We start from the raw sequence: 11,206 nt of genomic DNA, 5'->3' as shown, positions 1-11,206 counted from the left end.
AACTTCAATAGTGAACGAGTAATCTATTAATTATTGACGGTATCAGCCGTTATCTGAACTTGAGCAATCTAGGGAGAAATACGTCTAGATTGGAACAAGGGTGGAACCACGAAAACACATTCGTCCCTTTCCTAGGGATGGGTGTGTTTTTTTACTTTGAAAGGAGGTGCAGTAACATGGAACGATTTGTACGTACGGAAATAACCACCACCTGCATGATTAAAAAGCAGCGCAAGGTGATTGATAGAGATAAATAATAAAATTGTAGGAGGAGATTAGAAGATGAATAACGTTATAAATGTTGGGGTATTAGGTTTAGGTACGGTCGGAAGTGGTGTTGTTCATATTTTGAAAGAACATTATAAAAAAATCGCTCTTGATACAGGATACGAAGTGAAAGTGAAAACAGTCGTTGTACGTGATTTGGAAAAAGAACGCGATGTTTGTATTGACGGAATTGCAGTCACAAGTCATGCAGATGAAGTTCTAAATGATTCAAATATTGATATTGTAGTAGAGGTAATGGGCGGAATTGAAGAAGCAAAACAACATATTGTTAAGGCTTTAGAAAATAAAAAACATGTCGTAACAGCAAATAAAGATTTAATGGCTGTATATGGTGCAGAGCTTCTTCAACTGGCAAATGATAATGATTGTGATTTATGTTATGAAGCGAGCGTAGCAGGCGGTATTCCAGTGTTAAGAGGACTAACTGACGGGCTAGCATCAGATCAAATTGAAAAAATAATGGGAATTGTAAATGGTACAACAAATTATATGTTAACAAAAATGAGTCAAAATGGGTGGTCTTATGAAGAGGCTTTACAGGAAGCACAAAAATTAGGTTTTGCAGAATCGGATCCGACAGCAGATGTAGATGGACTAGATGCGGCGAGAAAGGTAGCAATTCTTGCAAACTTAGGTTTTTCGATGAATGTTTCATTAGATGATGTGCAAGTAAGAGGGATTCGAAAGGTCGAAAAAGAAGATTTACAAATGGCTGAAAAGTTAGGATTTACTATGAAGTTAATTGGGAAAGCAGAAAAACAAGGATCAGCCATTCATTTAAGTGTAGAACCGACACTTTTACCAAGTCGTCATCCATTATCGAATGTAAATAATGAATTTAATGCAGTATATGTTCACGGTCAAGCGGTAGGAGAAGTAATGTTTTACGGACCTGGAGCTGGAAAGTTGCCAACTGGTTCTGCTGTAGTAAGTGATATTATTTCCATCGTTAAAAATATGAATCAAGTGCCGAAAAATAAAAGTGCGTTAAAAGAACCAGTTCCTTATGAATTACAAGGTGATGAAGAAGTAGTTTCGAAATATTTCTTGCGTATTTCATTACGAGATGAGCCTGGGATGTTGCAAAAAGTAACAGAATGTTTCGTTAATTATTCTGTAAGTTTAAAAGAAGTTATTCAATTACCTTTAAACCGTGAACTGGCAGAAGTCGTTGTTGTGACACATCGAACTTCCAAGTATCAATTCGAACGAGTTTTAGGAGCGATAGAAGCTGTCGCAAGTGAAATAAACAGTTACTACATTATTGAGGAGGAAAAACAATATGTATAAAGGACTATTAAAACAATATGCTTCTTATTTACCGGTGAATGAAAACACACCTGATGTCAGTTTAATGGAAGGAAACACACCTCTTATTCCGTTATTAAATATATCAAAGCAATTAGGGATTCAGCTATATGGTAAGTACGAAGGAGCGAATCCGACAGGTTCTTTTAAAGATCGTGGTATGGTGATGGCAGTTGCTAAGGCGAAAGAAGAAGGTTCAGAAGCAATCATTTGTGCATCAACAGGTAATACATCAGCATCAGCTGCAGCATATGCGGCACGTCTTGGGATGAAATGTATAATCGTAATCCCTGAAGGAAAGATTGCGCATGGAAAATTAGCGCAAGCGGTCGCTTATGGAGCTGAAATTATTTCAATAGAAGGGAATTTCGATGATGCACTTAAGGCTGTAAGAAATATTGCTGCAGAAGAGCCGATTACATTAGTAAATTCAGTGAATCCTTATCGAATTGAAGGACAAAAAACAGCAGCATTTGAAATTTGTGACCAATTGCAAAATGCACCAGATGTTCTAGCTATCCCTGTTGGGAACGCAGGGAATATTACAGCATATTGGAAAGGCTTCTGTGAATATGAGAAAGAAAAAGGTTATAAGAAGCCAAGAATTCATGGCTTTGAAGCAGAAGGAGCAGCGGCAATTGTAAAAGGGCATGTAATTGAAGAGCCTGAAACAATTGCAACAGCAATTCGCATTGGTAACCCAGCAAGTTGGGCGTATGCAGTAGAGGCTGCCGAGCAGTCTTGTGGTGAAATAGATATGGTATCAGATGAAGAAATTTTACATGCGTATAGGTTATTGGCAAAAACTGAAGGAGTTTTCGCTGAACCGGGATCAAATGCTTCATTAGCTGGCGTAATTAAACATGTTAAATCTGGAAAAATCAAAAAGGGAGAAACAGTTGTTGCAGTATTAACTGGAAATGGTTTGAAGGATCCTGATATCGCTATTTCTTCAAATCAACTAGACATCGCAAGTTTGTCAAATGATATAGAACAGATTAAAGATCATATTAAAGGGGTGATTATGTCGTGATACCATTAAGTGTTCGTGTCCCTGCTAGTACGGCAAATGTTGGTCCTGGATTTGATTCAGTTGGAATAGCTTTGTCATTGTATTTAGATGTGGTGGTTAAAGAAAAAGCTGATAAATGGCAAGTAATCCATTCCTTTGAAGAATCAATTCCGACAGACGATAAAAATTTAATCGTTAGCACGGCATGTAAAGTCTGTCCTTCTATATCACCCCATATAATAGAAGTTACTAGTAATATCCCATTAACAAGAGGGCTAGGAAGTAGTGCATCAGCGATTGTAGCTGGGATAGAACTTGCGAATCAACTAGGCAATTTGAACTTAACTGCTGATCAAAAAGTTCAAATTGCTACAAATTTTGAAGGACATCCTGATAATGTTGCTGCTTCTATATTAGGTGGAACTGTAATCGGAGCACTTGATGGAAAGGATATTTCCGTCGTAAGAATTGAGAGCAAGGAGTTAGGGGTAATTTCTCTTATTCCGAATGAAGAATTAAATACAGATGAAAGTCGATCTGTATTACCAAAGATGTTTCCGTTTCATGAGGCAGTTAAAGCTAGTGCGATAAGTAACGTATTAGTAGCTGCATTATGTCAAAAGCGGTGGGAAGTTGTAGGTGAAATGATGGAGAGAGACCATTTTCACGAGCCATATCGTTTAGAACTCGTACCGTTATTACCATCTATTCGTAAATGCGCAAAAGAATTTGGTGCGTACGGTACAGCACTTAGCGGTGCGGGACCATCTATTTTTATATTAACGCCATATGAGAAACGTCAAGAAATCGCTGAGCAATTAGCGAGAGTATTTACAGATATGAAAGTATGTGAGCTTGAAATCGACCATAAAGGTATTATTGTAAATAAGGAAGAGCATATTGGATCGTAAAGAAAGCTGGCATGGCTAGCTTTCTTTACGTTGCAAACCTATTTTAAATTAGGTTTTTTCGGAAAAAAATATAAAACAAATGTTGATTTTGAATAATGTAAGTAAAGAGTGCATTCATTTTGGAGGTGATTAAATGAATAAAGAGTCACCAGAAGAAAAAAGAGAGCGTATGAGACAAAGTGAATTAAAAAGTAATCCTACGGGTTCTTTACATGACGGACTCAATAGAGCGGAAACAGGTAGTCCAGTTGATATAGCAGGCGGTATGAATTGGAAAGGTACAGGGATAATCATTTTAGTACTACTTTTAGGATACATTGTATACACTTATTTTTTCAGTTAAAGAGTGCTTGTTAAAATTTTGATTTGTTTAGTTTCATAATTGTTGAGAAAAAATGCAGTTACTGTATTACATATCTTCTAAGCGAATTATAGTTGTTCATATCAACTTTTAATACTCCAAATAGAGCTAGCAAAATGCTAGCTCTATTATTTTTTGCCACATTCCTGTAACAAACCACCTGTATATTCATTGGTGGAGGTGCAGAGGATGAAAAAAATGATAGCGATATGTCTTCTAACAACTATGCCATTTTCGACTTTAGTCGGTTGTGACGTAAAAGGTAGTAATGCTGTACAAGAGTCTAAAATAAAGAAATCGACGTATAAAGATTTTACTTATGATGTAAATCCAGAAACATTCACATTAACTGTAGAACATGAGGGGGTAAAGGAACAGGCATCACAACCCCTACCGAAAATGAAGGTATCGAATGTAAAAAAAGAAAAGGATCGTACATCGTGGGAATATCCAGATCAAAAAGTAAAAATAAAATTAGAAAAGAAAAAAGACCACTTAAACATTGAAGTGGAATCGACTGGTGCAGAAAGCTTTACATGGCCGAAAGTAGAAGCTGAAAATTATACACTTCCGTTATGGGAGGGTAAGCAAATTCCGAGCAATGATGAGAATTGGAAGAAGTTTTTAAAGGATGATGCATATTCATTTGCTGAATCATTTTCTATGAAGTTTTTCGCATTAAATGGTTCGAAATATTCAATTGTATATATTGCAAACAATATGTTTAATAATGAATTGAAATTTCATTCGGATCCGAAAATAGGATTTGATTTTACACATGAATTTCCGAGCATAAATAAAAATAAAATATATGGATTTCAATTATATGTGACAAATAATGATGCGGTAAGCATTGCTAAACTGTATAAGGATGATATTGTTCGAAAAGGTGAATTTAAAACATTACAAGAAAAGGCTAGAAAAAATAAAGAAATCGAAAAGTTATATGGAGCGGCGCATTTTTATTTTTGGAATCAAAATGGTTTATCAGAAAATAATATAAATTGGCCAAAACTAAGGGAGCAAATAAATAGCCCGCTGTTTAGTCATATAAAAGAACTTATTCAAAAGAATAGTTCAGAGCCTGGGGAACTGAATGTATTAGATCAAGTAAGTAAACAAGATTTCATTGATAAGTATCAAAAAAATGTTATTTTACGTTATATAAACGAAGTATTATCCATGAAGGAATTTTATAAAGAGGATATTTTTCAAAACGTTGATCAGGAAGCTAGTGTGCTATTAAAGAAAGGTGTAGGTCACTTAACGAACACAGAATTGTATAGCTTAAATAAGCATTTATTAAAGTCGCTACTTGGTGATGCGGTTGAAGAGGTAAGTAAATGGGGTAATGCAGATGGAACGGACATACTAAAGGAAATGAAAGAGGTAGGAATAGAAAAAGCGTGGATTGGTCTGCCGAACTGGGAACAAGGATTTATGCAACCTAATTTCGTGACAAAAGCGAAGGAAATGGGGTATTTAGTTGGTCCGTATGATTCATATCATTCCATTCACGAAAAAAGTGATAAAAATTGGAACACAGCATCCTTTAATGACCCATCATTATATGAAGTGGCTACTGTAACGAAGAAAAACGGAGAAAAGGTGCAAGGCTTTTTAGGCAGAGGTCGCAAGTTAAACCCGACTTTATCGCTGCCTAGTGTAAAGGAACGCATGAATGATATATTACAAAATGGTCCTAAATATAATTCATGGTTTATTGATTGTGATGCGACAGGTGAAATTTACGATGACTATTCAGCGAAACATATAACGACACAAGAGCAAGATTTAAAAGCACGTTTAAAACGAATGGACTACATTGCACAAGAAAAGGGTATGGTCGTTGGTTCTGAAGGTGGAAATGATTTTGCTAGTAGTACGATTGCATTTGCACACGGAATTGAAACACCTGTTATTAAATGGGACGATGAAGATATGCGGAAAAATAAAACAAGTCCGTATTATGTCGGTGGATATTGGTCACCAAATCAAAATGTTCCCGAAAAATATGCAAAACAAGTACCATTGAAAGAAGAATATAAACAAGTGTATTTAAACCCAGTATATTCGGTACCATTATATAAATTAGTATACAATGATTCCGTTATTACAACGCACCATTGGGAATGGGGAAGTTTAAAGGTAAAAGATGAAGTGGGAAATCGAATGCTGTCTGAATTATTGTATAATGTTCCTCCGTTGTACCATTTAGATGAAGTAGAGTGGAATAAACATAAAAAAGAAATTACAGAGCATCTAAAAGTTTGGAATGAAGTTCATGAAAAAGCAGTAAAAGAAGAGATGACGAATTTTACGTATTTGTCAGAAGATAAGCTAGTACAATCTGTTTCTTATGGAAAAAATATTAAAATCATTGTGAACTTCTCAAATGAAGACATGGAAGTAGAAAAAACGAAAATAAAAGCAAAGTCGGCTTTTATTGATAATCAGGGGAAGAAAAGCATGTATACGCCGTTTGAGAAATAATAACGTGAAATATACTGTATTCATAGAGGTTTTATCATTAGCTGGACTCTTTATTCATATCGTTTATCTGGAAAAAGATATCCTAATTTAAAATGAAAGAGTTAATGAATTTATAAATTTGCATGTTGCGAAGTGCTAAATTTTTGAAATTGGTAAATAGTGACTTGCCAAAAATAAGTACGAGAGTATAATGTGAAATGGAATACATATTGGGTTTTAGTAGTAACCTTACAAAATTGTAAGGTTAATGAAAGGAAATTCAATATGAAGATAAATAGACTTACATTATACTTGGTAAAGAGAAAGAGAGGCGAATGGGTATGAGCTCTGAATTAGAACAAAATACGAGAAGTAATAAAAAGCGTTCTAAAAGAAAGTCAATAAAATGGTTCATATTAATTCCATTTTTCCTACTTATTTTTGGAGGAGTAGGATATGGTTCGTTTATATATAATAAAGCAAAAGCTGTTGTAAATGATGCGTATGCGAAAATTGAAAAGTCATCAAAGCGTGATAAAGAAGTTGAACCTTTAAAGGATAATATTTCAATATTAATCATGGGTGTAGATGGAAGTGAAATGAGAAAAAGCCAATATGGCGAAGCAGTTCGAACAGATGCACTTTTATTAGCAACAATTAATAAAGATGATAAGTCTGTTAAGCTAGTAAGTATTCCACGTGATTCACGTGTTTATATTCCAACTAGAAAAAAATTAGATAAAATTACTCATGCTCACGTATTTGGTGGCGTAGAAAGCACACGCGATACGGTGGAAAGATTTTTAAATGTCCCTGTTGATTATTATGTGAAGTTTAACTTTGAATCATTCGTACAAATTGTCGATTCAATTGGTGGTATTGATATTGATGTACCAGTTACTTTCACTGAACAAGATAGTAAAGACCAAGCTGGTATGATCCATTTAGAAAAAGGTTACCAACATTTAAATGGAGAACAAGCACTTGCACTTGCAAGAACGCGTAAAATTGATAGTGACGCAATGCGTGGACAGAGACAGCAACTTGTAATAGAAGCAATTGCCAAAAAAGCGATGTCTGTTCAATCAATTAGCAAAATGGGCTCTTTACTAGATGCGGTTGATAAAAACATGAAAACGAACTTAACATTTGACGATATGCTTGCCATTACAAAAAATATGGCAGGATCTAATTTGGAAATGGAAAAAATGCAAATAGAAGGTACAGATAAACGTATCGGTGGTATTTATTATTACATTCCAAATGAAAAAAATGTAAAAGATATTTCAAAAAAATTAAATGATCATTTAGGTGTAACGCCAAAACCAGTTCGAAACGAATAATAAAAAAAAGATTGGCTTTTGCCAATCTTTTTTTTTGGAATGTATTTGTAACTTTTCTGTAACGATTTTTTAGTTTAGAAAAATTATACTCATATGTATGAGTATAATGGATAGGTAAAAAAGTAAAAGGACATATTCAAAATTTGTGGTAAGGAAAGATATCATATGCAGAAATGGTTAAGCATGATGGGAATTATCTTTATATTGACTGGATGTAAAATGTCTGAAGCTCCAACAAGTCTAATGGAAGCTCCTACAAATAAAAAATGGATTAATGAATTAAATGAACAAATTGATAAAGATTTACCTGTTAATTATCGCTTACTTACTCCAATGTCTAATAGAGATAAACAGACGACATGGTCAATGAATTTCGAGCGAGATAATAAAAAAGAAGCTGTCATCGTATATAAAATACCTAATGAAGATTATCATATATATTTAGCCGTATATGAGAAGAAAAATAATGGATGGAATATGAAGTCAACCTATACATTTGATGGGGAAGAAGTAGATATTGTTGAGGTAGGAGATTTCACAGGGAGTGGGAAAAGGGAACTATTGATAGGAATAACTACCAATCGTGATTTATTAGAAAACACAATGTATGTTTTTTCCGATGAGAGTGACGATATAAAGGAATTTTATAGACAGAAGTATACAAAGTTATTTATAGATGATTTAAACAAAAATGGTTTTAAAGACATAAGCCTTGTTTCGCATATGAAAGATGAACAGTTGAAGGTTCAGTTCATTGAAAAGTTTAAGGTATTGTCAGAGGTTACATTTGATCCGTATATAAATAGTATTCAAAGAATACAAATGGGTCGTATTTCTAAATCATTAAAGGCAGTTGTAATCGATGCGGGAACAGGGGCTCATTCAGGTATAACTTATGTAGCAAAATTTGATCAGGATCATTATGAAGTATTACCTATAGATGGGAAAGAAGATTTATTTAATGAATATGTTGTAGAAAGTAAAGATGTTAATGAAGACGGCATTATTGAATTTGTTCGTACTGTACGCCCAAAAGGTTGGGAAGATAAATCACATGGTGATAGTCCGCTTTTCGAACGTTACATACAGTGGAGTGAATCTGGAATTAAACCAATTGAAGAACGATATATAGATATAGAAAAAGGGTATTATGTGAAAATCCCTAAAGAGTTAATAGGGAAAATTACAATACCAGATCAGCAAAAAGAATCAAATTCTCAAAAGTTTTTGGATACAAGAACAAATGAAATATGGCTTGAAGTTCATATTTTTAAGCGGAAAGAATGGTTCAATATAAAAGGCTACAGCGCAGCAATTAAAACGGCTTCTCACGTATATGCAGTACCGAAGCAATCAAAATTTGAAAAAGTGAAAGCATATATAAAACCGCTAGCGGATTATCAACAAGAGTAGGAGGTGAGAATTATGTCAAAAATTTTAGTTTTAGAAGATGAATTAACAATCCGTAGCTTTATTGTTTTAAATTTAAAACGTGCTGGATTTTATGTAATAGAAGCTACTACTGGAGAAGAAGCGTTACAAATTTTGAGTGAACAAACTGTTGATATAGCACTGCTGGATGTAATGTTACCGGGGATTAATGGTTTAGAAGTTTGTAAGGCTATCAGGAAAGAAAATAAAAAAATGGGTATTATTATGTTAACCGCACGTGTACAAGATGAAGATAAGGTGCAAGGACTAGGAATAGGTGCAGATGATTATATTGCAAAACCGTTTAGTCCAGTAGTATTAACTGCACGTATACAGTCTTTATTAAGAAGAATAGAAGTACATGAAGAAAAAACGAATATTGTTACGTCAGGTCCATTTTCGTTAAATATTATAGAAGAAAGATTGTATAAAGATGGACAATTAGTCGATTTAACACCTACAGAGTATATGATATTACAGTATTTAATGAATCAGGCTTCAAAGCCAGTTTCGCGTGATGAAATTTTAAATATGATTTGGGGAACCAATTACGTAGGTGAGACGAAAGTGGTAGATGTAAATATGAGACGGTTACGTCAAAAGATAGAATGTAATCCATCAGAACCTGAATTTATTCTTACGGTGTGGGGAAAAGGATATGTGTGGAAGGAAAGTATAAGATGAAACGGAAAGTGACTTTATATTTTATGACGGTCATTACACTTATGCTTGTATTATTTGAAGTTGTATTTTCAGTCTCAATTTATCGATACTATTATAATGGTATTGTGCAATATATAGAGTCTCATGCGAAAACGAGTACACGTTTTTTTTCAGAATACAATTCACTATACTTTATTCGGTTACAAGAATATAGTGGTGACATAATTAGTAGCTTTCAATTAGAAGGAACAGAATTACAGTTAATTGATCGTCACGGCTCGGTTATACAATCTTCAAGTGGTGAAAAGATAGAAGGTAAAGTCAATATTCCACAATCATTATTAGAAGGTGAAATGTATAATCAAGTTACTAAGAAAGGTAATAAAAAACAACTAGAGGTGCTAAGCCCACTTATACATCAAGGACAAACTATTGGTGTTTTAAAATATACGACTGTTTTAACAAATGTAAATAAAAAGATTATTGAAATTATTACGTTTACTATTTCTGTAGGTATTGTTATTTCGGGAGTCGTCTTCTTAATTAGTAGACGTTTGGCAAATTCATTTGTTGAGCCAATTGAATCCATTATTCAAGCCTCTTCACAAATTGCAGAAGGCACATTAAAGCAAAAAATTAAAGAAGATTATCCTGGAGAATTAGGTGACTTGGCACATAGTTTAAATTATATGGCCTATAAAATAGATAAGGCTGAGCAGATGAAAAATGAATTCATTGCTTCTATTTCGCACGAAATACGAACGCCTTTAACAGGAATTAAAGGTTGGAGTGAGACGTTAAAAACAGTAGATCATTTAACAGAAGAAGAAATAAAGCAAGGTATGGGCATTATTTCAGGTGAGACAGATAGGTTGATTCATTTAGTAGAAGAATTGTTAGATTTTTCAAGATTACAATCAAATCATTTTAATTTATATAAACAAAAGGTGCAATTGTACGATATACTAGAGGAGACGATTTGGCAATTAACTCCTAAATCGGAAGAGAAGGAAATTCAATTTATTACTACTATAGACCGAATTGAATTGATGGGAGATCGAAATAGGCTAAAGCAAGTTTTCTTGAATATTGTTCAAAATGCAATTAAGTATTCACATAAAAAAAGCACAATACACATTGAAGCGACTAAAATAGAAGGACAAGCAGTGATTAAGGTAAGAGACGAAGGGATTGGAATTGCTAAAGAACATTTACCATATATTGAGCAATCATTTTACCAAATTAATAATCATGCTGCAGGTGCAGGTATTGGTTTAGCTATCGTTAAAAAAATGGTGGAGCTTCATGGCGGTGCGCTTAGTGTTACAAGTAAAGAAGGAATAGGAACAACAATTTTGATAAAACTCCCATTATAATACAAATAAAATCTATTTATATGGTGAAATAAAAATAAATA

The 11,206-nt window shown here is 33.8% G+C and carries 9 protein-coding genes; all 9 read left to right on the top strand.

Annotation, left to right across the window (positions count from 1 at the left end):
• The first annotated feature begins 282 nt into the window (after nucleotides 1–282).
• The 9 genes from AC1Q8L_RS02750 (at nucleotide 283) to AC1Q8L_RS02710 (ending at nucleotide 11,165) form a co-directional block, all read left to right on the top strand.
• The gene (locus tag AC1Q8L_RS02750) at nucleotides 283–1,578 is read left to right on the top strand and encodes a homoserine dehydrogenase (RefSeq protein ID WP_001066895.1); all 1,296 of its coding nucleotides are present in this window, start codon (nucleotides 283–285) and stop codon (nucleotides 1,576–1,578) included.
• A complete protein-coding gene (gene thrC, locus AC1Q8L_RS02745; RefSeq protein ID WP_000276432.1) occupies nucleotides 1,571–2,629 on the top strand; it encodes a threonine synthase in 1,059 nt (352 codons plus the stop codon). The genes AC1Q8L_RS02750 and thrC overlap by 8 nt, the downstream gene beginning before the upstream one ends.
• The gene (gene thrB, locus AC1Q8L_RS02740) at nucleotides 2,626–3,519 is read left to right on the top strand and encodes a homoserine kinase (RefSeq protein ID WP_000612682.1); all 894 of its coding nucleotides are present in this window, start codon (nucleotides 2,626–2,628) and stop codon (nucleotides 3,517–3,519) included. The genes thrC and thrB overlap by 4 nt, the downstream gene beginning before the upstream one ends.
• 133 nt (nucleotides 3,520–3,652) lie before the next feature.
• Nucleotides 3,653–3,862 (top strand): DUF6366 family protein, encoded by a 210-nt coding sequence (locus tag AC1Q8L_RS02735; protein ID WP_001031479.1) that lies wholly within the window; start codon nucleotides 3,653–3,655, stop codon nucleotides 3,860–3,862.
• A 207-nt stretch (nucleotides 3,863–4,069) separates the two neighbouring features.
• The gene (locus AC1Q8L_RS02730) at nucleotides 4,070–6,373 is read left to right on the top strand and encodes a glycoside hydrolase (protein WP_000738101.1); all 2,304 of its coding nucleotides are present in this window, start codon (nucleotides 4,070–4,072) and stop codon (nucleotides 6,371–6,373) included.
• A gap of 320 nt (nucleotides 6,374–6,693) precedes the next feature.
• A complete protein-coding gene (locus AC1Q8L_RS02725; RefSeq protein ID WP_002093954.1) occupies nucleotides 6,694–7,695 on the top strand; it encodes an LCP family protein in 1,002 nt (333 codons plus the stop codon).
• Nucleotides 7,696–7,860: 165 nt separating this feature from the next.
• Nucleotides 7,861–9,108 (top strand): hypothetical protein, encoded by a 1,248-nt coding sequence (locus tag AC1Q8L_RS02720; RefSeq protein ID WP_001174878.1) that lies wholly within the window; start codon nucleotides 7,861–7,863, stop codon nucleotides 9,106–9,108.
• Between the two features lie 12 nt (nucleotides 9,109–9,120).
• A complete protein-coding gene (locus AC1Q8L_RS02715) occupies nucleotides 9,121–9,810 on the top strand; it encodes a response regulator transcription factor (protein ID WP_000036074.1) in 690 nt (229 codons plus the stop codon).
• On the top strand, nucleotides 9,807–11,165 hold the full coding sequence (locus AC1Q8L_RS02710) for a sensor histidine kinase (RefSeq protein WP_000824526.1): 1,359 nt from the start codon (nucleotides 9,807–9,809) through the stop codon (nucleotides 11,163–11,165). Before AC1Q8L_RS02715 ends, AC1Q8L_RS02710 begins: the two co-directional genes overlap by 4 nt.
• Nucleotides 11,166–11,206: the final 41 nt, after the last annotated feature.

Source organism: Bacillus sp. GW823-FHT06A11 (genome assembly GCF_058795355.1).
Note: the sequence above shows the minus strand (reverse complement) of the source record. Positions and strands in the feature narration are given on the sequence as shown.

What these genes read in the sequence shown, in the direction of transcription:
- AC1Q8L_RS02735 (WP_001031479.1), top strand. Translation starts at nt 3,653, where the DNA reads ATGAATAAAGAGTCACCAGAAGAAAAAAGAGAGCGTATGAGACAAAGT.
- AC1Q8L_RS02710 (WP_000824526.1), top strand. Translation starts at nt 9,807, where the DNA reads ATGAAACGGAAAGTGACTTTATATTTTATGACGGTCATTACACTTATG.
- AC1Q8L_RS02750 (WP_001066895.1), top strand. Translation starts at nt 283, where the DNA reads ATGAATAACGTTATAAATGTTGGGGTATTAGGTTTAGGTACGGTCGGA.
- AC1Q8L_RS02715 (WP_000036074.1), top strand. Translation starts at nt 9,121, where the DNA reads ATGTCAAAAATTTTAGTTTTAGAAGATGAATTAACAATCCGTAGCTTT.
- AC1Q8L_RS02725 (WP_002093954.1), top strand. Translation starts at nt 6,694, where the DNA reads ATGAGCTCTGAATTAGAACAAAATACGAGAAGTAATAAAAAGCGTTCT.
- AC1Q8L_RS02720 (WP_001174878.1), top strand. Translation starts at nt 7,861, where the DNA reads ATGCAGAAATGGTTAAGCATGATGGGAATTATCTTTATATTGACTGGA.
- thrC (WP_000276432.1), top strand. Translation starts at nt 1,571, where the DNA reads ATGTATAAAGGACTATTAAAACAATATGCTTCTTATTTACCGGTGAAT.
- AC1Q8L_RS02730 (WP_000738101.1), top strand. Translation starts at nt 4,070, where the DNA reads ATGAAAAAAATGATAGCGATATGTCTTCTAACAACTATGCCATTTTCG.